The sequence below is a fragment of the Microcoleus sp. BR0-C5 genome (assembly GCF_036705045.1).
Lineage (GTDB): Bacteria > Cyanobacteriota > Cyanobacteriia > Cyanobacteriales > Microcoleaceae > Microcoleus.
In genome coordinates, this window is the sequence record NZ_JAUBTR010000054.1 from 24,204 (window position 1) to 49,777 (window position 25,574).

At 44.2% G+C, this 25,574-nt stretch carries 26 protein-coding genes and 2 pseudogenes; 12 read left to right on the forward strand and 16 right to left on the reverse strand.

All coding sequences use genetic code 11. From position 1 onward, the window contains the following. Positions 1–280 precede the first annotated feature (280 nt). Positions 281–2,038 carry an arginine--tRNA ligase gene (gene argS / locus QUB08_RS22305; RefSeq protein WP_333227206.1) on the forward strand — a complete coding sequence of 586 codons (1,758 nt, stop codon included), beginning with the start codon at positions 281–283 and terminating at the stop codon, positions 2,036–2,038. Positions 2,039–2,146: 108 nt separating this feature from the next. Here the strand turns inward: argS and QUB08_RS22310 are convergent, their stop codons facing one another. The 3 genes from QUB08_RS22310 to QUB08_RS22320 all read right to left on the reverse strand — a co-directional run bounded on the left by QUB08_RS22310 (position 2,147) and on the right by QUB08_RS22320 (position 3,919). Then, positions 2,147–2,407 (reverse strand): ParE family toxin-like protein, encoded by a 261-nt coding sequence (locus tag QUB08_RS22310; protein ID WP_333227208.1) that lies wholly within the window; start codon positions 2,405–2,407, stop codon positions 2,147–2,149. Continuing rightward, positions 2,404–2,817, reverse strand: coding sequence for a hypothetical protein (locus tag QUB08_RS22315; RefSeq protein ID WP_333227210.1), 414 nt, complete (start codon positions 2,815–2,817; stop codon positions 2,404–2,406). The genes QUB08_RS22310 and QUB08_RS22315 overlap by 4 nt, the downstream gene beginning before the upstream one ends. Before the next feature lie 79 nt (positions 2,818–2,896). Next, a complete protein-coding gene (locus tag QUB08_RS22320) occupies positions 2,897–3,919 on the reverse strand; it encodes a hypothetical protein (RefSeq protein ID WP_333227212.1) in 1,023 nt (340 codons plus the stop codon). A gap of 91 nt (positions 3,920–4,010) precedes the next feature. Between QUB08_RS22320 and QUB08_RS22325 the strand changes: the two genes are divergently transcribed. Next, entirely contained in the window at positions 4,011–5,276 is a 1,266-nt protein-coding gene (locus QUB08_RS22325) for a hypothetical protein (protein ID WP_333227214.1), read from the forward strand. Between the two features lie 34 nt (positions 5,277–5,310). Here QUB08_RS22325 and QUB08_RS22330 read toward each other — a convergent pair whose 3' ends face one another. The 5 genes from QUB08_RS22330 to QUB08_RS22350 all read right to left on the reverse strand — a co-directional run bounded on the left by QUB08_RS22330 (position 5,311) and on the right by QUB08_RS22350 (position 8,283). Continuing rightward, complete coding sequence (locus QUB08_RS22330) at positions 5,311–6,174, reverse strand: YheC/YheD family protein (RefSeq protein ID WP_333227216.1); 864 nt, start codon at positions 6,172–6,174, stop codon at positions 5,311–5,313. Between the two features lie 42 nt (positions 6,175–6,216). Further along, the gene (locus QUB08_RS22335) at positions 6,217–6,663 is read right to left on the reverse strand and encodes a nucleic acid-binding protein (RefSeq protein ID WP_333227218.1); all 447 of its coding nucleotides are present in this window, start codon (positions 6,661–6,663) and stop codon (positions 6,217–6,219) included. Beyond that, positions 6,660–7,169, reverse strand: a complete 510-nt coding sequence (locus QUB08_RS22340) for a hypothetical protein (protein ID WP_333227220.1) — start codon at positions 7,167–7,169, stop codon at positions 6,660–6,662. Before QUB08_RS22340 ends, QUB08_RS22335 begins: the two co-directional genes overlap by 4 nt. A gap of 85 nt (positions 7,170–7,254) precedes the next feature. Beyond that, positions 7,255–7,944: an ImmA/IrrE family metallo-endopeptidase gene (locus QUB08_RS22345; RefSeq protein WP_333227222.1), complete on the reverse strand. Its 690-nt coding sequence runs from the start codon at positions 7,942–7,944 to the stop codon at positions 7,255–7,257. A gap of 15 nt (positions 7,945–7,959) precedes the next feature. Further along, complete coding sequence (locus tag QUB08_RS22350) at positions 7,960–8,283, reverse strand: helix-turn-helix transcriptional regulator (RefSeq protein WP_333227224.1); 324 nt, start codon at positions 8,281–8,283, stop codon at positions 7,960–7,962. 254 nt (positions 8,284–8,537) lie between these two features. Here QUB08_RS22350 and QUB08_RS22355 point away from each other — a divergent pair, with 254 nt between their 5' ends. The 7 genes from QUB08_RS22355 (at position 8,538) to QUB08_RS22385 (ending at position 15,150) form a co-directional block, all read left to right on the forward strand. Then, positions 8,538–8,804: a hypothetical protein gene (locus QUB08_RS22355; protein ID WP_006634886.1), complete on the forward strand. Its 267-nt coding sequence runs from the start codon at positions 8,538–8,540 to the stop codon at positions 8,802–8,804. Between the two features lie 142 nt (positions 8,805–8,946). Then, positions 8,947–9,648 carry a hypothetical protein gene (locus QUB08_RS22360; RefSeq protein ID WP_333227225.1) on the forward strand — a complete coding sequence of 234 codons (702 nt, stop codon included), beginning with the start codon at positions 8,947–8,949 and terminating at the stop codon, positions 9,646–9,648. A gap of 59 nt (positions 9,649–9,707) precedes the next feature. Continuing rightward, positions 9,708–10,076 carry a hypothetical protein gene (locus QUB08_RS22365; protein WP_333227227.1) on the forward strand — a complete coding sequence of 123 codons (369 nt, stop codon included), beginning with the start codon at positions 9,708–9,710 and terminating at the stop codon, positions 10,074–10,076. Positions 10,077–10,132: 56 nt separating this feature from the next. Beyond that, on the forward strand, positions 10,133–11,110 hold the full coding sequence (locus QUB08_RS22370; RefSeq protein ID WP_333227229.1) for a hypothetical protein: 978 nt from the start codon (positions 10,133–10,135) through the stop codon (positions 11,108–11,110). A 74-nt stretch (positions 11,111–11,184) separates the two neighbouring features. Next, entirely contained in the window at positions 11,185–12,264 is a 1,080-nt protein-coding gene (locus QUB08_RS22375; protein WP_333227231.1) for a hypothetical protein, read from the forward strand. Positions 12,265–13,172: 908 nt separating this feature from the next. Then, positions 13,173–13,634: a hypothetical protein gene (locus QUB08_RS22380; protein WP_333227233.1), complete on the forward strand. Its 462-nt coding sequence runs from the start codon at positions 13,173–13,175 to the stop codon at positions 13,632–13,634. Between the two features lie 85 nt (positions 13,635–13,719). Then, a complete protein-coding gene (locus QUB08_RS22385) occupies positions 13,720–15,150 on the forward strand; it encodes a tetratricopeptide repeat protein (protein WP_333227235.1) in 1,431 nt (476 codons plus the stop codon). Here the strand turns inward: QUB08_RS22385 and QUB08_RS22390 are convergent. Beyond that, positions 15,140–15,730, reverse strand: a complete 591-nt coding sequence (locus QUB08_RS22390; RefSeq protein ID WP_333227237.1) for a hypothetical protein — start codon at positions 15,728–15,730, stop codon at positions 15,140–15,142. The genes QUB08_RS22385 and QUB08_RS22390 overlap by 11 nt on opposite strands. A 294-nt stretch (positions 15,731–16,024) precedes the next feature. Between QUB08_RS22390 and QUB08_RS22395 the strand changes: the two are divergent. Together QUB08_RS22395 and QUB08_RS22400 are read left to right on the forward strand one after the other, a co-directional pair. Next, positions 16,025–16,812: pseudogene (locus QUB08_RS22395) on the forward strand (Uma2 family endonuclease). A gap of 228 nt (positions 16,813–17,040) precedes the next feature. Then, positions 17,041–17,322 (forward strand): YiaA/YiaB family inner membrane protein, encoded by a 282-nt coding sequence (locus QUB08_RS22400; protein WP_332949608.1) that lies wholly within the window; start codon positions 17,041–17,043, stop codon positions 17,320–17,322. Positions 17,323–17,416: 94 nt separating this feature from the next. Here the strand turns inward: QUB08_RS22400 and QUB08_RS22405 are convergent, their stop codons facing one another. From QUB08_RS22405 to QUB08_RS22435, 7 genes are all read right to left on the reverse strand, one after another. Next, positions 17,417–17,887 carry a ferredoxin gene (locus QUB08_RS22405; protein ID WP_333227239.1) on the reverse strand — a complete coding sequence of 157 codons (471 nt, stop codon included), beginning with the start codon at positions 17,885–17,887 and terminating at the stop codon, positions 17,417–17,419. 77 nt (positions 17,888–17,964) lie between these two features. Further along, positions 17,965–18,351, reverse strand: coding sequence for a DUF1257 domain-containing protein (locus QUB08_RS22410; RefSeq protein WP_333044208.1), 387 nt, complete (start codon positions 18,349–18,351; stop codon positions 17,965–17,967). 40 nt (positions 18,352–18,391) lie between these two features. Further along, a complete protein-coding gene (locus tag QUB08_RS22415) occupies positions 18,392–18,601 on the reverse strand; it encodes a DUF2997 domain-containing protein (protein ID WP_015176940.1) in 210 nt (69 codons plus the stop codon). Positions 18,602–19,215: 614 nt separating this feature from the next. Continuing rightward, entirely contained in the window at positions 19,216–20,508 is a 1,293-nt protein-coding gene (locus QUB08_RS22420; protein ID WP_333227241.1) for a response regulator, read from the reverse strand. A gap of 60 nt (positions 20,509–20,568) precedes the next feature. After that, positions 20,569–23,079, reverse strand: coding sequence for an ATP-binding protein (locus QUB08_RS22425; RefSeq protein ID WP_333227243.1), 2,511 nt, complete (start codon positions 23,077–23,079; stop codon positions 20,569–20,571). Positions 23,080–23,106: 27 nt separating this feature from the next. Next, positions 23,107–23,895 (reverse strand): molybdate ABC transporter substrate-binding protein, encoded by a 789-nt coding sequence (modA, locus tag QUB08_RS22430; protein WP_333227245.1) that lies wholly within the window; start codon positions 23,893–23,895, stop codon positions 23,107–23,109. A 99-nt stretch (positions 23,896–23,994) separates the two neighbouring features. Continuing rightward, positions 23,995–24,729, reverse strand: coding sequence for a class I SAM-dependent methyltransferase (locus tag QUB08_RS22435; RefSeq protein WP_333227247.1), 735 nt, complete (start codon positions 24,727–24,729; stop codon positions 23,995–23,997). 52 nt (positions 24,730–24,781) lie between these two features. Here QUB08_RS22435 and QUB08_RS22440 point away from each other — a divergent pair. Continuing rightward, positions 24,782–25,054 (forward strand): annotated as a pseudogene (locus QUB08_RS22440) (DUF1348 family protein). The last annotated feature ends 520 nt before the right edge of the window (positions 25,055–25,574 follow it).

A 25,574-nucleotide genomic window follows, 5' to 3' on the forward strand; every position in this document is an offset into this window, starting at 1 on the left:
AACAAAATGATCTAGCGATCGAGATCAGTGGCTAGATGTGATAATTTTAAATTTGTGTAGCGATCGCAACTGTGATAAAATGTACTCTGTGCTATCACGGCCAGTGATTTTGATCGCATCAGCAGCTCAAAGCTAAGTACAAAATTTCCTAGTAGGTGAGGAAAGGGGGAGAGGGCCAGAGGGAGAGAACCAGAGGGAAATTACCTAAGTAATAAGAGTATTATTGGCAAAAAGTGCTTAATCTAGAGTTGAAAATAAACATCCAATCAAAATATTCAAGATGAACTCGATCGCCCAACAGTTAAAAGCAAAATTTGAAAAAGCATTCACCGCTGCATTCGGCGAAAGTTATGCAGGTGCAGATCCGATGCTAGCCGCCGCCAGCAATCCCAACTTTGGGGACTTTCAGTGCAACGCGGCGATGAGTTTGGGGAAAAAGTTAGGAAAGCCCCCACGGGCGATCGCCTTGACAATTATCGAAAACCTAGATATTACTGACATCTGCGAAACCCCAGAAATCGCCGGGCCTGGTTTTATCAATTTGAAGCTGAAACCGGCTTATTTGGAAGCGCAAATTAGTGCGATCGCCGCCGACTCGCGTTTGGGGATTGAACCGGCGAAAACGCCTCAGACAATCGCGATCGACTTTTCCAGTCCGAATATAGCCAAAGAAATGCACGTCGGACACTTGCGATCGACAATCATCGGAGATGCGATCGCCCGTACCCTCGAATTTCAAGGCCACGACGTACTCAGAATCAACCACATCGGCGACTGGGGCACCCAATTCGGGATGCTGATCGCATATTTGCGCGAAGTTCACCCTGAAGCCCTCACAACCGCTGACGCCCTAGACTTAGGCGATTTAGTCGCATTTTACCGCCAAGCAAAACAGCGTTTTGACACAGACGAAACCTTCAAAGAAACCGCCCGCCAAGAAGTAGTAAAACTGCAAGCAGGCGCAGAAGACACCCGCCGCGCCTGGAAATTGCTGTGCGATCAATCTCGCCGCGAATTCCAAGTAATCTACGACTTGCTGGATATCAAATTAACCGAACGCGGCGAATCGTTTTACAATCCATTATTGCCCGCAGTAGTCGAAGATTTAACCAACTTAGGTTTGTTAGTAGAAAGTGACGGCGCGAAATGCGTTTTTGTAGAGGGTTTCACCAACAAAGAAGGCGAACCACTGCCACTAATCGTCCAAAAAACCGACGGCGGCTACAATTACGCCACAACAGATTTAGCAGCAGTGCGCTACCGCATCCAAAAAGACAATGCAAAGCGCTTAATTTACGTCACCGATTCGGGACAAGCAAACCACTTTGCCCAAGTATTTGCAGTAGCCAGAAAAGCCAATTGGATTCCAGATGATGTCGAAATTGTCCACATTCCCTTCGGTTTGGTATTGGGAGAAGACGGCAAAAAATTAAAAACTCGTTCTGGCGAAACAGTGCGGTTGCAGGATTTGTTAGATGAGGCGATCGTCCGCACGCGCCAAGATTTGGAAGAGAGATTAAAAATCGAAGAAAGACAAGAAACTGAGGAATTCATTGCTAACGTATCTCGAACAGTTGGTTTGAGTGCCGTTAAGTATGCCGATTTAAGTCAAAATCGCGCCAGCAACTATATTTTCAGTTACGACAAAATGCTCGCATTGCAAGGAAATACCGCTCCTTATATGCTGTATGCTTACGTGCGCGTGCAGGGAATTCGCCGCAAAGGTGAGATTGATTTCGAGAATTTAGATGCTGGTGCGAAAGTGATTTTGCAATCAGATGCCGAGTTAGTTTTAGCCAAACATTTATTGCAGTTGAGTGAAGTTGTGAATGCTGTTGGCGGCGATTTGTTGCCAAATCGGATTTGTCAGTATTTGTTTGAATTGAGTCAAAAGTTCAATCAATTTTTTGAGCAATGTCCGGTTTTGAAAGCTGAGGAACCGTTGCGGACTTCGCGGTTGATTTTGTGCGATTTGACGGCGAGGACTTTGAAATTGGGTTTGGAGTTATTGGGGATTAAGGTATTGGAAAGAATGTAAGTTTTTAACTCTTGTGAAACAGGCAATATTCCAGGCGATTTAGGGGCTGGTTCGCTAACAATAATTGCCTGAAACCAACCATCTCGAAAACCCGCCCCGGCCTGATTACTAGAAGAAACGTTCATAATCATCGTGGTTTCCAATCCAAAACCATGTCACGGTATCTCCTTGTAAAATCCCCACTGGTCGATAGCCGCGCGTGATTCTCGCAGACCAGATATTTTCCTCTTGGTTGATGCACTTGAAGTGCAAAGATCGATGAAAGGGATTTTCCAGCCAGAAACGATAAGCTTTTCTAGCTTGCTCTTTTACTCTACTGTCAAGAGAATTGTATTTTTCCCAAAAGGAAGGAAGGGTGGCAGATTTCATAACTCATTGAGTCTCATTTCCTGTGCCTTTCCTTCAGCAATTTCTTGTTTTGCGCGTTGAGCAGCAGCCACAAGTTGCGGTTGCGTTTTCTGGAAAGATTCTTCCCATTGAAGCTCATCTTTTAAGTCTGCGATATACTCTTTCAAGTATTCTGCTACTTGCTGCTGTAAAGTTTCTGGGAGAGACTGCATCATCTCGATCGCTGCATCAATGTCTTCCCACAGTTCAGAAAGCGCTACAGTCTCTCCTGTCATTGCTTCGTACCATCCTTGACGAAAACAGTCTTCGGCTGACTTCAGCGGTTCCTCATCCGCAAGAACAATAACGCGAACTCGGCGATCGGCAAATTTGGCTGATTGCGCTAGAATTTCTTCCCACGTTCCCTCTAGTTCTAGTAGTTGTGTTGTCATTTTTTTCATGGAATTGTGACTAAGTTTATTTTAGCGTGTGAAGAAGTGCGATCTAGTACAATAACAGTAGCTTAAGGAATTATGGAGAAGAATTTAGAATTACTTTAATACCTTTTTCCAGTCTCTGAATTTCTGTCCATTGCGAATCAATCCAGGCTCTTTCAGCCTGACGTTGTGCAGGTGTTTCTTGCTGATATCTATCTTGCTTTTCGAGAAATTCATCATAAAATATCATGGCTTTAACCAAAGCTCGACTTCCTAGTTTTAATCTGTCATCAAAGATTGAATTAATGAAATTATCGATCGCGGTTGAAACCTCCTTTTTAAAATTTATAACCTCTTCCCAAAAAAGATCACCTAAACGGTATTTGGATAAATTATCCAGAGCGGGACTAAGTACAGAACTCAGTGATTTGGTATTTTCAGGCAAATAAACTGTCGGCTGCTCAAATTTATTTGCTATTTGACTAAAAGTTAAATTCATGTGATGATTCCACACAGCTTTTGTCTGCTTATCTAAAATTCCGAAACACTGCGTAATCACTTTTAAGTTGATCGTGCTAAGGTCTTGATAAACCAGATCCAGGCTCCGCTTAATAATTTGATCTATTTCCCTGCAAACAAGATTAACAGCCAGGGGAATATCTTTAAGACAATAATCTTTTTCTTTCCAGCCAATTCCTTTTTTTTGTTTATTGGCTGCATCAATAAACCACTTCTGTTTCACGCGGACATCAAATATTTTATCCCAATAATCTTGAGATTGATCAATCGCCGAATTTTGACATCGCTGCCCTAGTTCATTAATTCTGACATGACAGCCGCTCAGTTCCCCAAGCTGTTGCCATATTTCCGGTTTTGAAGCTTGGATAATCCCAAGTTTACAAGTCCAAACGTCTTCAGCGTGATCGATATCGTTTCGGCATTTTTGCACAACTTTCTCAAGTCTGGTGGCTGATTCCCTCAATTCATCAAACCCAGGCTGGACAGACTTAATTACGGTTGTAGCAGATTCCTTAATTTCTAAGGATTTATCATCATCCGCCGCGACGAGATCCGCAGATTGGGCGATGTTCTGAAATGCTTTCAGGAATTCGTTCATTTAAGTAATTCCACTGTAGACTGACAGATTTAACCATAATCATATAATATATTATAATGTGTAACATTAATCGTTATTCAGGTAAAAAAATATGGTTTTTGTATTTCCTCCTCACATACAGGCGGGTATTATCTCCGGCACTTATGAAGTCGTGAAGAATAGTGCAGGAGTATTATTGGGAATTGCTAGAGACAGAGCAACAGGTCACTTTGTAGGTGCGGCAATTGGTATGGTTGCTGAGCCATTGTTAGCTATTCCAGATTTTGTATTAGGTGTAGCGCAAATGGTTCAAACAGATCTAAATTTTAAAGAAACTTGCAAAAGACTAGATGTGATTGAGTATGGCTTAAAATCTCTTTCGGCTAATGTGGGCATTCTGTCAGCATCTACTGCCGTCATTGGTGTCGGCGTGGTGGCCATAGCTGCACTGTCAGCCGTTAACCTTCATCAGACTTTGAAAATGAGGGAAGATATTAAGGAATTGAAGCTAACAGTTACACAAGGATTTATTAGTATAGACGCACTGCTGAAAGACCAGAAAGCAGAAGTTATTGCTGAAATTAAACTGTTAGCTGAAAGCATTAATTTTGAGCAACATCGTTTAATCTTAAGTCGAGCTTATCAGAAATTCGATCAAGCACAGAGACTAATTCAAAATGCTTTATTAATGGAAGATAAACATACCAGAAATTCTACCTTAACAAGTGCACAACACATTTTAGCTAATGCTTTAGCTGACTATAATAATCCTGAATTATTCAAAGCCACTTGTGCAGTGGGCTATCTTCGTAGAGTTGAATGTGCTTGGGCAATTGAGCAAACAATTTCATTAACTTATCAATTGCTGAACGAGCCTGCGTCTGTAAGTAATTCCCTTTCCCACCTCCAAGAAAGAATACGCCAAGACATTCTCACGGTTATTGAGCGCTGCACAAAAGATGAAATTGATTTTATATTTCCAGAAATCACACGAATTTACAATCAGGACCTGGCCGTTTTAAACTCTTGGCAAAACCAGGTAGATTGGATGCTAAGTTTATCGGCTGATGAGCGTAAACAATTGGCTAGTTTAAATATGGAAACGACACCAGTTTCAAATACTAATCAAGAAGTTGCTATAGTGGCAGAACCAGAAGAAATTGCGCTCTACGAAAACTTGCAGCAAAAATCCCACTTTAAATCACTACGCGATCAATTGCGATTTTTGATAAAACCTAGCTTGCGTCAACAACATGAATCTTATATCAGTCAGAAAGCAACTACCTCTGGCTATAAAGCTTTAGCCCCCTCAAGTTGGCAAGAAGTCAATGATTTAACTGTTGCTAATCTTTACTGGTATTTTCAAGGAATGGAGTGAAATTCAAAATATGTAAGTTGGGTTAAGGTTCTTGTTACTCAACTCTTCCTTTCAAATAAGGTGTTTTGTTAACAATCAAGCTCTCCAGAATGCCTTTAAACATTGTTACCACAATTTGGCGATCGTTATCTCTGACAAAAATATCGTAATTAGGACTTGAGTTAATTTCAATCAACCAATATGCTCCTTTTTTATCTAGCGCGATGTCAAGCCCAGCATAATTAATCGCCATTTCCGCAAAAACAGGTTTAACAAAATCTTCCATCTCAGACATGAGAGTGGGGTTAATTATATGTTTGGCTTTTGCACCTTCCCAGTGCAGCGGGCTTAAATTTCCCGCAAATTCAGCCTGAGATTTGTCTTTCTCGTACAGCAAAACTAGCTTCTCTTTGCAGAATACAGCCCGATATTCGTGGGCAATTTCGATGTATTCTTGAGCTAGCGCCACATAGTCATAATCTTTGCTGTTGACGTTAAATATAATTTCTAGAGCTTCTTTAATTTGCTCTCTAGTTTCACACAAAAAAACATTGTTGCCACCAGCACCGCGATTTCTTTTGAGAATCACCGGGAAAGCGAATTTTTTGTTTACTTCTAAAACTATTGATTCAATCTCTGGAAAACTCAAATACTTTTTATACTTTTCCTCGCAGTGAGGCGAGACAAAACCGAGAGTTCGGGGAGTATTTATTTTGCCGTTTAATAGTTGATAAGTATATTCTTTGTCTTTAAAAATCTCTGCTACTGACGCGCTGTTAAATGGCGTCATGTAATTGACAAAATAATATTCTTCGCCGCCCTGTTTGAGTCTAATCAAGTTTTGGGAATGATGCAGTATTTCGTAAGGGATATTTAATTCCTCACAAGCTGCCAGCAGGATTTCAATATTGGTTAGCATAAGATGTAATTTAACTTGTGACTTTTAATTTTTTCTGTACGCTCAGTCAATATCTCGCCAGTGACGAGCATCCACAAATCGCGACAAATGCCCCACATTTGTTGTAGCAATAACAACCCCTTCTCCACTTTCACTAACCAGCAAAGCTTGAGCAGCTAAAATCACATCTCCATCAAGTTCTTTGGGATCTGCTGTTGGCATTCCTGCCTGACGCGATGTTGCCCACAACTCAGCCCCCTTGAGAATTACTGGCGTTGTTATTGGCAAGTATTCAAGCCTTTCTTTCCAGTCATCAAGCCGTCTAACTCCTTCCAGTTTATTTGCACGCAGCAACTCTCGCCGCACTTCGTAATCTGCTATTTCAGGTAAAATAACCCTGTAACCTTTCAACAACAAAGAGCGCACCCACATCCGGCATTCCACTGTCACATCCGACCCTTTAGGATTTGTCAATGTTCCTAAAGGGCCAGAATCTAATAATACAATCATTGTTTTTGAAATAAAAGTCGCTGCGATGATAGGCGGTCTTCATCTAAGGCTTTTTGCAGATATTCAAAAGTTTCTCGCTGTTCTTCTTCATCTCCTTCTTCTGCCCATTTATCTAACCACTCAATTGTGGCTAAATTTCTCTGCATTTGTTCTTCCTTCGTTCTGGCAGGAAGCACGGCAGATGATTTTATCTGCATTTGTTCTTCCTCCGTTCTGGGAGGAAGCAAGGCAGATGATTTTATAGGAGCATTATATAATGCTTTAAGAACTTCACTTGTAATTGTCTTTATTCGTTCCTCGCCATTTCCTTTTTTTCGCCGCTTTGGCAACGGCTCTCTTTCTCCTAAATTTCCCTGCGTTTGTTCTTCCTTCGTTCTAGCAGTAAACCTGGTATATGATTTTTGATTAGCGGTGTTTAGCCAATTAATCAGCCGTCTATCTACTACTTCCGCAATAATCGCTTTCAATTCTTCAACTGTTAAATCTGCTACTCGTTTGGCTTTCATTTTGTTGCCTCCTGGCGTACAAATAATGTTAACAATTTGAGATTCGAGAGCTCGCAATTCTCAAATCTCAAATTCGAGTTCCCTCTCAACCGAACAACCGGTGCTGTCCGTTTGCCGCATCTTTCCCGGCATAAATCTCGCGCGTTCCCTTGGGAATGTAAATCCAATCGAATTCTTGCAAGCGGTTTGTCAAATTGGAAATGCTCACTCCCAACTCATCTCTCATTTTGTATAAATGCGACCACTTAGTTAAATCGCGTCCCCGTCTTTTTTCCTCCAAAATACACCGAGGCATCAACAAACAGCTTGCAAAATATTGGGCTTGCCATTCGATCGACAAAACCTTATTATCAGCACTCGCACCCCGACAAACAAACGGTTCCTCGACATCTTGGGCGCTTTTTCCTTCATTGCCCAAGTTTAATTCCAACTGTTCCACAGTGCCGTCTGCTTCGTCTTGATTGACGTGTAGCACCCAGTGTCCGATTTCGTGGGCGATCGTCGATTCGATGAAGCCTGGGGGTTTTTCGAGAATCTGTTCGTTGATTTCGATTAACCGCTGCTGCGGCAAAATCCTCGCCGCGATCGCACCTTCTTCATCCGGCTCAATGCACTCCCAAACTACGCCCAAATCCAGAAAATCAGCAACCGTTGTCGCATCAAAAGGCCATCTCGGAGCAAAATTTTGCGTTTTCTGCATCTGCATCAAGATGTCATTTGCCAAACGCTCGATCGTTTCTTTGGGATAGAAGCAATACGGTTTAAAAATACTCACTATGAGGGGCCTCTCTTACGCTTCAAAAGACTGTTTGAGCCAATCTGGATTTTCTTGCATCCGGCGGAAAAGAGCCTGCATTTCCTTCGGATTCTGCTTCAGCAGCGCTTCGTACTGCTGCGGCAGCCTCCCCGCCAAGAAAATCAATTCCTCTTCGTTTATGTCGAGATTCCGCGCTAGCGATCGGATTACGTCCTCTTTTGGCGCATAATCCGCTCGATCGTTCTCCAACTTCGACAAATAAGTAAAATCCACACTTAGCATACCTGCTAGCTCACGTTGTGAGTAAGCTTTGTCCTTGCGAGCTTGACGGATCAGTCTTCCAAATGTTTGTTCCACGGTTTTTTGCCTCCTGACAAGCATTCTAGCCTGTTTTGATGAAAAGTTCAACAAAATACTTGACGGGAAAATCAACCCGCGCTACCATGAGGGTAGTTGACGGTTTAATCAACCCGTAGAGCCTGACTGGTAGGGTTAAAGGTGCAAATTATCCCAGCCACCACGCTACATATAGCGTCGTAAACTTCAGAGGAGTGAGAAGCGCTGGGCGTTAAAACGCTTGTACGCAGCAAATAAGGAGGAGCAGATCGCAAATGCTGAGAACCTGGACAGACACGCATTACAAGCTCGAAGACGATGACTGGCTATACATCGCCACCCACGAAGAACAAAGCTCAGCCTCACTGGTTTGTCCCGGCTACGCGCGGGATGGCGAAGGCTTCAGCATCCACTTCACCCCAGCGCACCTAGAAACATTAGAGCATTTGCTCGCCGCGCTGCGGATTATTAAAGCTCAACAAGAGGCGATGCTTGAGTATACCTATCCAGAACCAAAAGCGACAACACATCTGATTAGGTAATCGAAGGAAGAAGGAAGAAGGAAGAAGGAAGAAGGAAGAAGGAAGAGGGAAGAAAAATAATTCGATTGTTGTGAGTTCTCAATTCCCAATTACCGATTCCTAATTGTCAGAACATAAATCAATAACTAAGGAAAAAGGAACAATGACTAAAACACAAGAAAGACCGACATTTTCAGTATTTGGTGCCAAACCGAGCAATGCTTTGCTAGTACCAGAAATCCCGATCGCAGTACGTAACAATTGCCAAAGTGGCCAATGGGCGATCGGCGATACAGACTACGGTTCCAAGTGTTCCATGACAATCCTCAAATTCTCCAAATTCTTCGGTTCCCTCGGTCAAACTTCGCACACATTGTGGGGTCAACTGTGGTTCGTCGCAGAAAGTGGCGAATTGCCGCAAGGAGTTGTTATGGTGACATACATCAAGAACCGCAGCTTGAACGATTTTAACCGCTTGGTAGCATCAGTTCAATCTCGCGGCGTAGAGCCGGCAACCGGAATTTTTGTTCCCGAATTTGTCAAGCATTCCGGTCAAAAACCAGACGACAGCGGAGTAGTCAAACCGATCAACTACTACAGCTTAAAATGGTCTTGGAACGAGCGAGGAGATTGGGCAGTTATCGACCAAGCCGCAGCAGTTTTGTCAGATTCGAGCAATCAATCGCGGATGATTGACTTAGAAGGAACAAGGGCTATGGTGTGTTTAGATAATCTGCCGGCGCAGCAAGTTGCCTGCTTGATGGCTGCTCACGCTGGCGGTGAAAGCGATGCTATAGCTTTGAATTCCAACGGCGGTATGTCGCTACCGCCAGCCGAAGACAAATCAACTGCTGACTTGTTCTAATTTTGTTGTAAAGGCGCGATTTAATCGCGCCTTTGCCATAACTGTTACAACAGACTGAAATGAAGAAATTAATCAAGCTAAAAACCAAACCAAACCTGCAAGAAAGCCGTTTGAGAGAGAATCTTGAGCTGCTAGACCAAATTCGGACAGATGCAGTTAACGACATCGAAACTCTCACCGAAGACTTCCAGCACATGACTTTAGTTGCCGAATCTGTTCAGCGGAATTACCGAGCTTTGTTAGCCGAAAATCAATTGCTAAAAGGCACACTTTTGAGTATAATTGATGAGTGCGGCTGCTGGGAAGGCAATCGGTGCGATCGCTGCTGCAAACTTCTCAAAACTCTAGCCAACGACAATCCCGAAGAAAAACCCGACGCAGCCAGAAAATACCAAGCCATTCTCAGCCAACTTCGCAACTTAGAATAACTAAAAACGTCTCACTCAAAAATCTCGAAAAGTTATAATCAGGAGAAGCAAACATTATGACAATAGCAACTGCCAAGGATAGCAAAGCCCAAATTTTGCAAAACTTTCAGCAGATTTTAGCCGACAAGAAAAAGATCGAATCCAAAGTCGAAACCAAAGAACAGTCAGCCGAAAAAACCAAAAACAAACAACTCCTCGAAGTCGCTTCCACCTACACAATTGACAGCATAGTCAAAGGCTTGGCTGACTTGCAATTAGATTTCGGCAGCATCATCAGCGGACTTTCCGAAAAACTGAAGGCGGAATCTTCAAAATTAGACGAATTAAAACGCGCGATCGAAATCGAAGCCCAACAATTGCAAGAGTTGCAGCAAATCAGAGTTGTAGCAGACGCCCTCCACATTTTAACTCAAGAGCACCAAGAAAAGTTGACCCTGCTGGAACAAAACGCTGCTAACCAACGCGAAATTATCGAAAAAGACACGACCCAAAAACGCAAGGTTTGGGAAAAAGAACAGCAAGAATTTGATGCAGCAGTTCAAGAAGAAACTGCACTCCTAACTAAAAAGCGCCAAGAAGAAACAGCAGATTATCAATACGAATTACAGCGCACTCGCAAAATCGAAACCGACGAATACGAAGAAACGAAGCGCAAACTAGAACGGGACTTGCAAGAATCTACTCGCGAAAAAGAGAAAAATTGGGTAGAACGGGAAAAAGTCCTCAGCGACAATCAAGCGGAGTTTGAAGAGAATCAAACAAAAGTCGCCGGATTTGAAGAAGAACTCAAACAGGCTTATGTCAAAGCCAAAGAAGAAGCAATTCAAGAAGTTTCCCGCGAAGCTAAAGTCAAGGCAGATTTAGTGGAGAAAGAATGGGAAGGCACTAAGCAAGGATATGAATTGAAAGCGCAATCTTTGCAGCAGACAATTGATCGACAAACCGAACAAATCGCCGAAATTTCCGCGCAACTGCAATCCACGATGAAGCAAGCGCAAGATTTGGCAATGAAAGCTTTTGCCAGCAAAGCTTAAAACCCAGTAAGGTGTGCAATGCCCACCTTACGGAGAAATAAGATAAATTGCCAATTATCAACAAATGAAAAGCCATGAACAAAAGAGTTAGCGACAAAAGCACCAAGGCTGAAATTTTAGAAGCGTACAAGGAAGCAGCGCAAGAAAAAGCGCAGTTAGAATCCCAAATCCAACAGCTAAACGCTTCCCCAAAGCAAACAGCAGTCCCCGAAAAACCTATTGTGGAGGCACAGAAACCAATGGCTTTAACTCAAAATCCACAAAAAATGCAGTCCACAATTGATAATTTGATTTTGCTGCAATTTGGCTTTGGTGGTGCTGTCAGCGAGTTGTCTGAAAAATTAACTTCGGAAGCTGCTAAAGTCGAAGAATTGCGGCGCACTGTGGACGAGGAAATTCAACAACTGCAAGAGTTGCACAGTTTAGAAGATGTTGCAGAAGATACGCTGGACAATTTAATTCAACAGTACGAAGAAAGCGCGAAAACATTTACGAACGAACTCAGCGAACAGCGCGAAACTGTTGAACAGGAATTGTTGGAACGCCGGCAAGCTTGGGAAAAAGAGCAGGAATTGCAAAAGTTGGCAGTTAAAGAACGTAATGAGAACGAGCAAAAAAATCGCGATCGGGATGAAGAGTTGTATGATTATGATTTGAATCTTCAGCGCAATCTGGACATCGAAGAATACCAACAGCGTCAGAAAAGGCTGTATCAAGAAATCGAAGAGTTTCGCCAAGAACAAGAGAAACAGTGGGCGGAACGCGAAAACTCTATTTCGGAACGGGAAAAACTGTCTGCGGAAGTTAAAGCTAAGGTTGAAGCTTTCCCGAAAGAATTGGAAGCTAATATCAAGAATGGGAAAGATAACGGCCGCAATATTGGCAATTATCAAGCTAAAGTTAAGGCGGATTTGTCTGCTAAAGATATCGAAGGGCAAAAGCAAAATTATGAACTGCAAATTCAAGGGATGTTGCAGACGATTCAAAATCAAGATGCGCGCCTTGCTAGTTTGTCGAAACAACTTGATTCTGCTTTGAAACAGGTGCAAGATTTGGCGGTGAAGGCGATTGAGGGATCGTCGAATTTGAGTTCTTTCCAAGCTGTGAGGGAAATTGCGATCGAACAAGCGAAGACTCAGCAAAAAAATAAGTAGTCCGCAGTTGTTCGAGTTGTTGTAAGGTGCGCCCCGGCGTACCTTACAAAGTCAACCTACCCGATGGATTAACCCGCCGAATGGAATTTGGGGAGTTTACTGTCACACAAACGAAAATTAACCCGCCGAATGGAATTCCGATGCTCCACAAACAAAGTTCGCCTCCGCGGACTGGGAGAAGATTAACCTACCCGATGGATTAACTTACGTACTTCTCACGTCAACCGCCAGGACGGCAGCGTTACAAATCTTAGCTAATAATTTGCACAAAACTCAGAACTCGATCCGGAGTAACAGCAAGTCTTCGGTATTAATAGCCATAAAATGAGGAATGATTTATGGCAATAGTTAGAAATATTACTGGTTGCGGAACCTCTCAAGTCCGAGAACTCGATCGGCAGATCCTCAAAAGCATGGGTTCCAATGCCTGGTGCGATCGCTCTCCAACTTGATTGATTGTCAACACTAATTTTCTTGTTTGAAGAGGTATTCACCGTGAACTGGTCTGCACTTTTCGATGTAGCGATCGCTCCCCTGTCACCAACTCAAGTCAGCACAGCCTTTGATTAGCTGTTAAATAGCGATCGTACAGCGATCGCTTCTACTTCACTCAATCGGCGGTTTAACCGACTCTGGCGTTTGAATTTGCATATTAGCCTTGCCAACCTTCTATGACTGAGGCTATAATTTTAGCGGGTGCTGATAGATCTAAGAGTTGGTAGAAATCGGTACTGCTAAAGGTAGGTTCAGAACTTATAGCAGTTTTTTTGAATTGGAAGTTACAATTTTTTTGAATTGGAGACTATATGCAGGCTGTTCGGCAAAACAGCATAGGGCTAGGGATTATCACAATGTTCTAGTGTATAACAATTTTCACTCAAACCTTTACATAAAGTTAGGTAGGTACTATGTCATCGAATACAGGTGGAGTGAGTCAAAGCATTAAAGGTGGCAGCAATACAGGGGCGATGCAAGCAGGAGTGGCAGGAGGCAATGCGAATGTGCTTGCGGGTGATGGTAACGAAATTCAGCAAACAAATCAAGTTGATCCAGCAGAGAAAGAGATTACTCAAGATGAGGCGATCGCACTACTAGAACAAATTGAAGCATTGCTGCAAACAGCGGATTTGCCAGACGAGAAGAAGAAGAAAGCCAACAATCTCCTTGCTGTTGTCAAAGATGAGGCTAAGGAAGCAAACCCTGATAAAGACTCTATCAAGGCAAATCTCAAGAAAGTAGCGGAGAGTATCAAAACTACCAGTGAAACGGTTGAAGCAACTCAGGGACTTTGGAAGACTTTCACACCTATTTTTGTTAAGTTAGCACCTTGGATAGGGGTAGCAGCTAGCTTTTTCCTGGGAAGTGTCTAAATTTACTAATAATTTCAGGGTGCTTGCATTTTGTTTTTGCTGATTCATAAGTCATTAACACTATTTTTAGGGATCTGTCAATCTCATGGTTCAGCCATCGCCCTCGAATTTAGACGATCAGCAGTTGCCACAGGAAATAGGTGTATGTCAAGAGCTAAACACTGGTTCCTCCAATGAAGGTACAATGCAAGGAGCCAGTGCTGGGCGCGACTCCAATCAAATTCACGGGGATAATAACACTATTATTCAAAATGTTTTCACTCTGAACGAGGAATTGACAAAACCTTGGGGAGTCTTCAAGAAATCGAGCGCTGTATCAGTTGAATCTACGAAAGAAAAAGTTTCTGGAATCTGGCAACATCTAAAAGTGATGACTAGCTTGGGATTTATTTTTTTGCTAGGTACAACCACCTTTTTCGGATCGCAAATCCGCGACAGCATAGGGCTAGGACAGTCAAGCTGCTTTAACCTTGCTCGCAAAGAGGGAAAACTAGCGATCGCCGTTGCTAATTTTTCTAGCCTAGGACAAAATAAAACTAACAACTTGTTTACGGAAACGCGGCTTAAAGAGCGACTAGAGGCTCAAATGATCCCTAATGTTACCGTCTGTCCAATAAAGCAAAGTGTATCAAGTCGCGATCGTGCCAAAATACTTGGCAATAATTTGGGAGCAGCAATCATCATTTGGGGACGTTTAGATACATCTGCATTAGAAGTCTATGTGACAACTGTAAAAATAGATGTGAGGTCTCTCAGGTATCTACCAATACCTACAGCTAATGCTTCAGACTCTGAGCTGCAAACAAAGAATTTGCCTGGATTGGTCAATGTAATGACTGCCTTTGCTATCAGTCAGATTTATAAAAGTGATGGGCGTATTTTGGACGGACGTAACACTCTTGAAACTGCTCTAATGAAAGTAGAGCAGATGCCAATTAATTTAGATAATCAAACTACTGTTGATTTCTTAGCGGGTGCTTACTATTTTTTAGGACAGATGTATAATCCCACTAAAGATTGGCAATGCTATGAGAGAAAAAAAGACTGCTATCAAGCGTTGAGGGCGTACAATAAAGCAGCAGAAATTGACCATAATAATTATGAATATCTTGTAAGTCAGGGCTTGCTTTATGAGCGATTAAAAAATTTGGATGAAGCGGTAAAAATCTATACGCAAATTATAGAAGTTGCCCCTGAATCTCCATCAGGTTTGGAAGTTCGTCCATACAGAGCTGATATATATCTGAAACAAAGCAGGGCTAGAGAAGCTGTTGAGGACTTGAAATTTCTCTGCCAGCGACGTATGGGCGATCCTGAATGTTTTCACAATCTTGGTTTAGCTCAGTTGCAGGCTAATCAAATTATAGCGGCTCAAAAGACTTATCAAGATATCAAGAGCTTTCTGAGTAATAATGCTGAAAAGGCTGAAATTATAAATGATTTAGAGTCTCTAGCTCAACGCAGATCAGATTTACTTCCAGCCATCAACAGCATCATTGCTACTTTTAATCTTTAGCTGGTTCGGAACCTGGATTTGGACAAGCTCGAGAATCTCTGCAGCAGCCTATGTACTGCCCGTTCTTTTTTTTAGTTTTATATTGTTCGCCCTCTATTAAGCAGCGTGCATCTCCGTCACACTCACATCTATAACCAATGGATGAATAGGAATTAAATTCACTCCTTAGAGAGCTGCTGGATGTGTGTCCCTCGATTGCTGTCACCGCCTCCTCCACTCGGCTATGTAGCCGATCAATATATTTAACTAGATCGTGTTCTTCAGAAAATTTTTCTGTAGGTTCAGCTACATTTTTGTTTTGAGAGTATGCTTTCCATTCTACTGAAACTAAGTAGATTTCACGAAGTTTTTGAGTAGCCTCTTTTGAAACTTGGTACTCCAGCCGTAAGCCAATCAGTTCGTTTTCAGAACACTGGCAAGAAACTAGCTGATTTCTTATAGCTGATTTGGCAACCTCTAATAAATCACTAGCTTTAACTTTAGAAAGAGGAGCCTCGGACGACAAGTTTAGCATTTCTTTTACTGCTGCTTGTGTCAACAACGGTTCGTCTAAGGAGATAGATATTGATTTGCTTTCCATGATATGACTTTTTTCGTGTCGATTAATGTGGAACAAATATAAGCGCTACTCCATTATACATCTTGTCATACTTGAAATCAGGCAAGTATGCAAATTTATTGACCTCTTCCAATGGTTAGCTGATGACCACTTGGACTGCAAATCTCAGCTCCTTTGAATACTTCTTTGCCTCCTGAAACAACTTGCGGGGTTTGCGATCGCGCCCTCTACTGACGAAAAGCGATCGCCCCTCTCCATTTCCTCACCCACCCTCAAAAGCTACACTAAAACCATCACCCCCAAACACCAAAGCCGATGGTACAACAACTCACCCCTGAAACCAAACCAGAAATCATCTACCCCGATCGCGACGGAGAGCCAATGTCAGACAATACCAAACAATTTCGATGGATTGTCACCATTAAAGAAAATCTAGAAATTTTCTTTGCCAACAACCCCGAAGTCTTCGTCGCAGGTGATTTGCTTTGGTATCCCGTTCAAGGAAATAACAAAATTCGCCAAGCACCCGATGCAATGGTAGTCTTTGGCAGACCAAAAGGTGACAGAGGTTCTTACAGACAGTGGAAAGAAGATAACATCCCTCCCCAAGTCGTCTTTGAAATTTTATCCCCCGGCAACCGTGCTGGAAAAATGGGACAAAAACTCCTGTTTTATCAGCGCTATGGAGCTCAAGAATATTACATTTACGATCCAGACGACATCGAATTGAGCGGCTTTGTTCGCAATGAAGATTGGTTTGAACCGATTGCAGAGATGAATGGCTGGGTTAGTCCGCTGTTGGAAATACGCTTTGAATTGACAGAAAATACCCTAGAAATTTATCGACCTGATGGCCGGAGGTTTCTCACTCCTGTGGAAATGGATCAACTCAGAGAACAGGAACGGCAAGAAAAAGAACTTGCTCAATCTCAAGCTGCACAGGAACGTCAAGAGAAAGAACTTGCTCAAGCTCAAGCTAAGCTGTACAGGAACGGCAGCGTGCAGAGGAAGCGATCGCCCAACTTGAACAAGAACGACAGCGTTATCAAGCTTTGCTACTACAAATACAGCAGCAAACCATAGACGCCGACCCTAGTAATTAACAAAACAAATCCAACTCCATCAATCTCCCTTAGTCCAGTTTTTCAACTGTCCACTCGCTGCGAGTCTTCCTTGCGGCTCAAACCTATCTACAGCGTTTCATTTTTTAGTAAAAAGCCCGATCGCACTGTTCACTTATCGAAACTGTCCCCTGCTCTCCTGACCGCTTCAGTCGCACTCTCTATGCTTTAAGTTAATCCACCAAAAGATATATTTGACCTAGAGGCACTATGCAGAAACAAATCATACGTCAAAAAGATACTAATGCTTGGATACTTCAGTGCTGGGTTTCTTTTATTGTTGCCATTTCCGCAACTACTGTAGGTGTCATTTATTTACAAGTAGATCCCTGGCAAAAAGCTTTTATGGGTATGGGTTTAACTTTTTCAGTCGGCTCGTCTTTTACTTTAGCAAAAACCATTCGCGATAACAACGAGGCAACAACATTAACTGCCAGAATCGACGAAGCTAGAGTTGAGAAAATTCTCGCTGAGCACCATCCTCTCAAATAAATTTGACTATACAATGTATACAAACAACAGCCCGCGCGGGCTGTTTTTGTTGTTTGAGCCACAGGTTTCAAGCTGCGGATGGGAATTGGGGATTTCAATGGCTACCTTTGAACTTACGATCGCCCAACTTATTCTTTTGTCGCTGGCGAATACCGGCCTTAACTGTCGCCATATCCACCGGAAAACCAACGACAGGAATCACCTGATCCTTGCGTTCCTCTTCCAGATTCTTGAGTTCGGTGTAATCAACCCAGTGAATGCAATTCACCGGACAAGTGTCGATCGCCTCAGCAATCAACTCTTCAGAATCCCCGTCTTGTCGAACCACGCGCGATCGACCGTAATCCGGTTCAATATAAAAAGTATTGCGAGCAACGTGAGCACAGTGCTTGCAGCCAATGCAGGTAATCTCATCAACATAGACACCTTTTTGGCGCAACACCCCGCCCAACTCCGGTTCCAAACCAGAGCGATCGGGCGCATCCCGCAAAAAACCTCCCAACTCCGGCTCTAAACCAGAGCGATCGCTTGCTGTATCTATTCCGAGTCCAGAAAGCTCAGACATTTAGACCCCCACAATAGTAAATAAGTCCGCGCAGGCGGACTTTGATGAAACAAGATTGCAAAAATCTCGAAAAATTATTAAGCGCACCAACGCTGCACCACCAAACGGATCGAACCGTCTTGATTTTGCTTTTGCTCAGAAACTTGGAAACCCTGCTTAGCGCTTTCATTCACCACAGTATGGTAAGCGTAGCGCTGAGTCACCTTATTCAGAAAACGGTCTACAGACCAAGCTTGCTGCCAAAATTGCAAGTCAGCCACCAATTCATACTCAGTCCCGTTCCAGCTAAAACCTACGTCGTAGCCGTTTTTTTGCTCAATCACCACCTCAGCAGTGCTGGTTAGGCCGCGATAGCCACGCACCTCAGTTGGGCCCGACTTCCAGTCGATACCCAAGTCAGTTAAAGCAGCTTCCAAAGAATTCAAATTGCGGATCTGGGTCTTAATTTGGCTAAAGTGTGACATGGTGATTCCAAAAAAATTTAAGTGAACTCAACAAAAAAAATTACCAATCGCTAAAAGCCACTTGGGCCGTCGCTTCGGCTGACTGATGCAGCGCTTGTGTGAAATATTCCGATGTTGACTCTTGGTGAAGCACCACGCCGAGCTGAGCTTCAATTGCAGCCGTTACCTCAGCACAGGAAGCACCGACAATGCCGGTGACTGTTTCCTGTACGCGGCCATCTGGATAGATCACAAACTCTAGTGTTTCCATAATGCGGGCTGACTGAATAGGAATATTGAGAACAGACACCGACACCAGCAAGCCAGGGACGATGCCTCCTGAAGTAGCTTCTTGAGAGTTGGCTGACTGACAAAGCGCTATATCAATTTTGACGAATTGATAGGTTTTGAGTCACAACTTAACATAAGTTATTAATAAGTAGAAGCAATACATCAGTTGTATGTAAAGTTTCGCGTACATTGTGACATCAGTCAAGTCATACATGAGTCGCGAATATTAGCAACGGCTATTTGGGATTGATCCTGGGGGAGTGAGGATGGAGCCCGAGATACTAGGCCGAGGGTAAAGTGCCGTGTGCTTCGCCCTACAGTAAGCTGTTGGGCATCTAAATTTTATTTTTCGGGCGGGCGGGATACCCCACAAGAATTCTATCGGAAGTGACGGTAAAACTTAGATGCGTCTGGGCTTATCTGTTAGTAAAAAATAGTTGAATGCGTTACTGGTAGGGGTTAAGGTGCGTAATACACACCCTACAGTATTAGTTTGTGAGTAAGTCCTGTTACCATAAAATCCTAATTACTATTCTCTAAGATAAAGAGTATTCAAATAGATTGATAATTGTTGCGGCAACCGTAACCGTTCTTTTAAGCAACCTGTGCCATGACCTGTCGCAGCGGAATCTTTACTACAAACTCAGTACCCTTCTCCAGAGTGGAATCACACTCAATCTTGCCACCGTGTTTTTCAGTGACGATTTGATGACTGATCGACAGTCCCAAACCAGTGCCTTTGCCCACGGGTTTGGTGGTGAAGAACGGATCGAATAGTTTAGAGCGAATGAGTTCCGGGATACCGACTCCATTATCGGCAATGCTAATTGCGATCGAGTTAGCACTACTGATCGAGGTGCTGATGGTAATAGTAGGTTGTTGGTTATCCCTGACACCTGATGTCTGCAAGGCGTCGATCGCATTACTGAGGATATTCATAAATACCTGGTTAAGTTGACTGGGGTGGCATTCGACCTCCGGTAATTGCCCGTAGTTTTTGATGACTTGGATGGCAGGAAAATCGGGTCTGGCTTTCAGACGGTGTTGCAAAATCAACAGAGTGCTATCGATACCTGCATGGATATCAACGGGTTTGCAGTCCGCTTCATCAAGGCGGGAGAAGTTGCACAGCGAGAGCACCAGTTGGCGAATCCGATCGCTCCCCATTTTCATCGAACCCAGCATCTTCCACAAATCCTCTTGCAAAAATTCCAGCTCCAGGTATTCTGCCCGCTCTCGGATTTCTGGTACCGGGTTGGGATAGTGCTTCTGGTAAAGTTGCACCAAGTTCAGCAGATCCTGAGTGTATTCTTTGACATAGTTCAGGTTGCCTTGAATGAAATTCACCGGGTTGTTGATTTCGTGTGCCACTCCCGCCACCAATTGGGCTAGGGCAGACATTTTTTCACCTTGCACTAGATGCACTTGGGCTTGCTTGAAACTTTCTAATGCCTGGTTGAGTTCGTTGGTGCGCTGTTCCATGATCCGGGTGGCATTCCGCAGTTGGAGATGCACCCGAATCCGTGCCAAGACTTCTTCATGCTGAACCGGCTTGGTGATGTAGTCTACAGCACCCAGGCTCAGCCCTTTGACCTGATCCGCCGAGTCGGAGAGGGCGGTCATAAAAATAACTGGAATATCGCGAGTGGCCGGATTAGCTTTGAGCCGCTGACAGGTTTCAAAACCATCGATCCCCGGCATCATCACATCCAGCAAAATCAAATTTGGCTCAGACGATTGCACTCGTTGCAGGGCAGTTTCACCATTTTTGGCGATCGCCACCCGGTAGCCCTGTTCGCTCAACACATCAAACAATACTTGCAGATTGGTTGGGGTATCATCTACGACTAAGATCGTGTTTTCTTGAGAGATAGAATAGACTGACATTAGCAAACTCCTAAATATATTGAAGCGATCAATGGTTGATGGTGGATCGAGATTAAGTGGCTAAACCCGTGGCTCGATTAGACGCAGAATGGCTTCCTCATCAAACTGTTGACTCAGTTCTAGAACTCGGTTCGCAAAGGTAATATATTCCGGCGTTAATTGCTTCAAGCGATGGGCTTCCTGCTGGATATCGGTCATAAAACCACCCTGAGCGGCAGCATAGAGGGTTGCCAGTTCAGCAGTAGGGGGTATTATCATGCTAACCTCATCGGCGTTGCTGACAGCGGGTTGAGTCGCCTCTGTTTCGGTTTCGTAAATCCACTGCAATTGTAGATATCGCTGCAATTCGGCAAGCAACCCAGTAAACTCGATCGGTTTGGGGAAAAAGCTATTGCACCCTGCATCCAGACTTTCCTGTATATCCACCTGAGAGAGAGTAGCAGGGGAGGCAATGATCGGAGTTTTGGCAAAATCTGGCAATTGTCGCAGGCGGCGGGTCATTTCTAAGCCATCCATAATCGCCATATGTACATCGGTAATAATCAAGTCGGGTCGCGTCTGGATAGTGGTATCCAAACCTGCCTGCCCATTATCAGCTTCTGTCAGCTTGAAGCCCAGCGGTTCCAACATATTCACTGCCACCAGACGGTTTTCTTCGCGATCGTCAATGACCAGAATTTTGCGTCGTTCGCCCTGATAGCCAATAACCTTGTGGTTGGCGATCGCATTTTGTGTTGTCCAATCCGATGCTGGAAGCAAGTCGATCTCAAACCAAAAACTGCTGCCCTGGCCCATTACACTCTCGACGTGAATTTCGCTGTCCATCTTCTGGATGATTTGTTGACCGATGGCAAGTCCTAGTCCAGTGCCTTCGATGTTGCGATCGCGTTTCCCGGCCTGCTCAAAGGGTAAGAAAATCGTGGATAGTTTTTCTGTGGCAATGCCAATGCCAGTGTCTTTAATTTGGAAGCGAATTCTTGAAAGTTTCGAGTTTTGAGTTTTGAGTTCTGAATTTGAGTCTTCTGACTCCACCGCTTCTACCCGAAACGTGACGGTGCCAAAATCGGTAAATTTGACCGCATTGCTGAGCAGGTTGAGCAACACTTGCCGCAGGCGTTTGTCGTCAGCATGGACGGCAGTGGGCAGGTTGCTCGCGGGCTGGTAATGAAACTCCACGCCTTTTTGCACTGCCTTGACGCGGCAAATATCCACAGTAGAAGAGAGGAAGTTAGCCAGATGGAAATCCTGGGGATAGAGTTCCATCTTTTGCACTTCCAGCTTGGACAGATCCAGAATGTCGTTGATCAGGGTGAGTAAATGGGAACCGCATTGATAAATCACCCCCAATCCTTTCATCTGTTTGGCGGTGGTTGCGGGGTCGCGCTGGAGGATTTGGGTATAGCCGAGGATGCCGTTGAGGGGGGTGCGGAGTTCGTGGTTCATGTTGGCAAGAAACTCGCTCTTGGTGCGGTTGGCGGCTTCGGCTGCTTCTTTTGCCCGCAATATTTGTAGTTCTGTGGACTTGCGATCGCTAATATCGCGGCACACAACAACTCCCCCTTTCAATGCACCACTGGCATCTTTGAGCGGTCTGCTACTAACTGTCATCCAGATGCCTTGTTGGGCTTTGCTATGACGGCTAAAAAGTTCCATATTGTCTACTTCCTCACCCCGAACAGCCCGTACTAAGGGAATTTGCTCCGCTAGGAGCGGAGTTGCCCCATCGGCATAAAACAGTCCATATTGCTCCGACCCTTCTTCCGGCTGGCTTTCGGTTATTTTGCCAAACATCTGCTCTGCAGCGGGGTTAAACAGCAGCAATCGACCATTTTCATCGGCAACGGTCACGCCATCGCTCATGCTGTTGAGGATTAGTTGCAACAGGCTAGTCTGGTTTTGAAACGTCTGGTTACTTTGCTGAAGGTCGGTTTCGGCTTGATTCCGCTTCAGGATTTCACTGCAAATCAGGCGGTAAGTCAACAGAATAATTCCTAGGTTGAGGGTGATGCCCACCAGAAATGCCATCATTGCTAGAAGGGTTGTGTGGGTGGCCGCTTGCTGTTTCTGCCGCCACCCTACAGTTTCGATCGCTTCGATCTTCTGGGTCAGCAGCGTAATCTCGTCGAGCAGTCGCGGGGGGGTGCGATCGATCGCCGCCGCCAGCCCTTTGGTGTCCCGGAGTTCTAAGCCCTGCCGGAGTTCCCCCATGCGACGCAGGATAAATTCTTCCAGGCTCTTGGTAGCTGCCTGTTGGCGGGGATCGTTCTCTAGCAAGCTTTGCAATTGTCGCAATTCTTGATCGACATCGATCATCCTAAGCCCAAATTTCCTGAAGTCATTTTTGTTTGGCGCGAGCAGGTATTGCCGCTGGATCTTTTCAGCATCCTGAAATGCACTGGTCAACGCTTCCAAACTATTGAGCGCTTTTAGATGTTGGGCGATCTGGCGGTTAGTTTCTAAGGTGCGGTTAGCGCTCCAAAATGCGATTCCACTCACTGCTAATGCCAGGAAAGTGGCTGCTCCCAGGCTCCCGGCAACGGTTTTGAGAAAGTTAGAGTGTTGTTTCATCATGTCTGTCTCGTGCTTAGTTTCGTCGATCTAAGACCGCAGAGGGCGGAGTCCAAATTTTTGAAAGACTGTCATTGCCCGATCCGTGCTTAAAAAGTCCAGATACGCCTGCATTTCCTGGAGATGGGGAGAGGTTTTAACCACAGCGGCACCGGAGCGAATTGGCTCATAGAGGTCGGGCGATACGGTGGCTAATACCTTGACCTTGGAAAAAGCTTTGGCTTCTGGCAGAAAGGTAATGCCCACCTCTGCCTCTCCCTGCTCGACGGCTCGCAAGACTTCCCGCACATCCACCTTTGCCCAGACTGCCTTGGATTCCACTGCCTGAAGGATGCCTAACCGACTCAAAATGGGGTGGGTATATTTGCCAACCGTCAGGTCTTTGTTGCCCATTGCCACCGTTTTGAAGCGATCGCTCGCTAACTCCTGCACATCATTCAGTTGCACCGCAGAATCAGCCGCAGCAATCACCACAATATCGGTGGTCACTAACTCCCGACGGCTTTCCGGCAGAATCAGCCCTTGGGCTTGCAACGCATCCAGGGGTGAAATATCGGATAACAAAATCCCATCAAAAGGTTCCCCCTGCTCAATGGCTGCCCGAATTACGACTGTTCCGGCAAATGTCGGATTCAACCAGATATGGGGGTGTTCCTGCTCATAGAGTCGATCGATTTCCTCCATGGCAGTGCGAACCATGGCTGACGCACCCAAATTGAGCGTCACCGCCTGGATTTGGGGTGGGGAGGAGCAACAGCCCAGCCAGAGGGTGAGCGTCAAGGAGAGGAAGCACAATGTCAGCCATCGGAGGAGTTTCATATCAGGTTTCCTGAGATTTCAGTTTCTAAGCCTTGGATGGGGCTGTAAATTTCGGAACAGTCACTACAGCGACTCTCGGTTATCTCTAATATAAAGTCTCTAATATAATTTCTTGGCAATGATACAAACCATTCCATTAATCATCTCGTTCTGAAGTACCTGTAAACCTATTTCAGATAGCCGATCGCACAACCAATTTTTATTGAGCCGCAGTTTTTGGTAAGAACTGGCACTGAATGACCACCGATCGCCCTGTTTTTGATATAGTAAGTCATGGACTGCTACGCTGTTTTCCTGATACTCCAAGAAACAAGTGAGGATTGTAAATTCATCACTTTGTACAGGAATAAAACGCTGAGAGCCATGAAGCTCTGCTGAAACATAATCGCGGAAAGTTAAAATCAACATCCCATTTTCAATCAGCCAGCGCTCAATGTCCAAAAGTAATGAATCGACAGCACTCAATGATTCTAGGTGTGTAAGTGTGTCGCCCATGCAAATAATGAGCTGCGCCTGTTCCTGAATGTGTTGCGAGAAATTAAGCAGATCGTCGTGAATGGTACGGATGGAAAGATGTTTAGCGCGATCGCGTAACTCTGAAAGTAGGGCTTCACAGAAATCTATAGCTACTACCGAAAAGCCTAATTGCGCTAAAGGAATAGATTGAAATCCTGAGCCTGCACCTAAATCAATGGCTAATCCTCGCGGTGCGGAGTCGAGCGCCAATTGACAAAAAAGAGCGTGATTTCGTTCGATCGCTGCTTCAGGATTTCCTGACATCCAACTGTAAACGGCAGCAAGTTGCTGGTTATAGTGGTCTTGTGCTGTGTTCATTATTATGCTAAGTTCGATGACTCGTTGAAAAGGAGCAAAATCATTCAACCCGATGGAAACTAAACCACCACTGCCGCCTTTTACGCGGGAAATTGCTAAAACTAAAGTTCAAATCGCAGAAGATGACTGGAATAGTCGCGATCCAAAACGAGTAGCTTTAGCTTACACCGAAGATTCACCGTGGCGTAACCCTGCCTAATTTTTCAGTGGAAAGTAACAAATCAAGGCTTTATTAAAACGAAAGTGGGCAAAAGAACTAGACTACTGTTTGAAAAATGAACTGTGGAGTTTTACAAAGAAGCGGATTTCTGTGCGCTTTGAATAGCAGTGGCACGATGGTCTGAGTGCGGATTTTTTCCTTGAAATAATCCCAGAATATCGAAGGAAGAGGGAAAGGGGAAGAGGGCAGAAGAGAAATCCTCCCACTTTCCCACTCTCCCGCCTTGCTTTCGACAGCGATCGGGAGGCTCGCACTTGTATATCATTCCGATACTAACCGGATTTGATATAATTCATGCTTGGCGATCGCTTTTAATAACTTTTGTAAGTCGCTATTAAAGCTTGCTTATTTGTTGATAGTAGCAAATGCAACAATTTCTGGTTAAAATTTGTCGTAAACTGATGCGTAGCTGAAAAGTTACTATTGATTGTTATGCAAAGGTATTGTAAAACTTCGTTGAGTTTATAAGCAATTATAAACAATAATGGTATCATATCGCTATAAGTGTTAAACAAGAAATACGCACAGCCCAAAGAACGGAAGTCTCAAATAGACCTCTTGCAAAAAAAATCTATGCTATAATAGAAAGTTTTCAATTTAATCCCCCTAGAGCTAACTCATAATT

Coding starts and splice junctions, on each gene's coding strand:
- argS (WP_333227206.1), top strand. CDS start 281: ATGAACTCGATCGCCCAACAGTTAAAAGCAAAATTTGAAAAAGCATTC.
- QUB08_RS22310 (WP_333227208.1), bottom strand. CDS start 2,407: ATGAAATCTGCCACCCTTCCTTCCTTTTGGGAAAAATACAATTCTCTT.
- QUB08_RS22315 (WP_333227210.1), bottom strand. CDS start 2,817: ATGACAACACAACTACTAGAACTAGAGGGAACGTGGGAAGAAATTCTA.
- QUB08_RS22320 (WP_333227212.1), bottom strand. CDS start 3,919: ATGAACGAATTCCTGAAAGCATTTCAGAACATCGCCCAATCTGCGGAT.
- QUB08_RS22325 (WP_333227214.1), top strand. CDS start 4,011: ATGGTTTTTGTATTTCCTCCTCACATACAGGCGGGTATTATCTCCGGC.
- QUB08_RS22330 (WP_333227216.1), bottom strand. CDS start 6,174: ATGCTAACCAATATTGAAATCCTGCTGGCAGCTTGTGAGGAATTAAAT.
- QUB08_RS22335 (WP_333227218.1), bottom strand. CDS start 6,663: ATGATTGTATTATTAGATTCTGGCCCTTTAGGAACATTGACAAATCCT.
- QUB08_RS22340 (WP_333227220.1), bottom strand. CDS start 7,169: ATGAAAGCCAAACGAGTAGCAGATTTAACAGTTGAAGAATTGAAAGCG.
- QUB08_RS22355 (WP_006634886.1), top strand. CDS start 8,538: ATGCTGAGAACCTGGACAGACACGCATTACAAGCTCGAAGACGATGAC.
- QUB08_RS22360 (WP_333227225.1), top strand. CDS start 8,947: ATGACTAAAACACAAGAAAGACCGACATTTTCAGTATTTGGTGCCAAA.
- QUB08_RS22365 (WP_333227227.1), top strand. CDS start 9,708: ATGAAGAAATTAATCAAGCTAAAAACCAAACCAAACCTGCAAGAAAGC.
- QUB08_RS22370 (WP_333227229.1), top strand. CDS start 10,133: ATGACAATAGCAACTGCCAAGGATAGCAAAGCCCAAATTTTGCAAAAC.
- QUB08_RS22375 (WP_333227231.1), top strand. CDS start 11,185: ATGAACAAAAGAGTTAGCGACAAAAGCACCAAGGCTGAAATTTTAGAA.
- QUB08_RS22380 (WP_333227233.1), top strand. CDS start 13,173: ATGTCATCGAATACAGGTGGAGTGAGTCAAAGCATTAAAGGTGGCAGC.
- QUB08_RS22385 (WP_333227235.1), top strand. CDS start 13,720: ATGGTTCAGCCATCGCCCTCGAATTTAGACGATCAGCAGTTGCCACAG.
- QUB08_RS22390 (WP_333227237.1), bottom strand. CDS start 15,730: ATGGAAAGCAAATCAATATCTATCTCCTTAGACGAACCGTTGTTGACA.
- QUB08_RS22400 (WP_332949608.1), top strand. CDS start 17,041: ATGCAGAAACAAATCATACGTCAAAAAGATACTAATGCTTGGATACTT.
- QUB08_RS22405 (WP_333227239.1), bottom strand. CDS start 17,887: ATGTCTGAGCTTTCTGGACTCGGAATAGATACAGCAAGCGATCGCTCT.
- QUB08_RS22410 (WP_333044208.1), bottom strand. CDS start 18,351: ATGTCACACTTTAGCCAAATTAAGACCCAGATCCGCAATTTGAATTCT.
- QUB08_RS22415 (WP_015176940.1), bottom strand. CDS start 18,601: ATGGAAACACTAGAGTTTGTGATCTATCCAGATGGCCGCGTACAGGAA.
- QUB08_RS22420 (WP_333227241.1), bottom strand. CDS start 20,508: ATGTCAGTCTATTCTATCTCTCAAGAAAACACGATCTTAGTCGTAGAT.
- QUB08_RS22425 (WP_333227243.1), bottom strand. CDS start 23,079: ATGATGAAACAACACTCTAACTTTCTCAAAACCGTTGCCGGGAGCCTG.
- modA (WP_333227245.1), bottom strand. CDS start 23,895: ATGAAACTCCTCCGATGGCTGACATTGTGCTTCCTCTCCTTGACGCTC.
- QUB08_RS22435 (WP_333227247.1), bottom strand. CDS start 24,729: ATGAACACAGCACAAGACCACTATAACCAGCAACTTGCTGCCGTTTAC.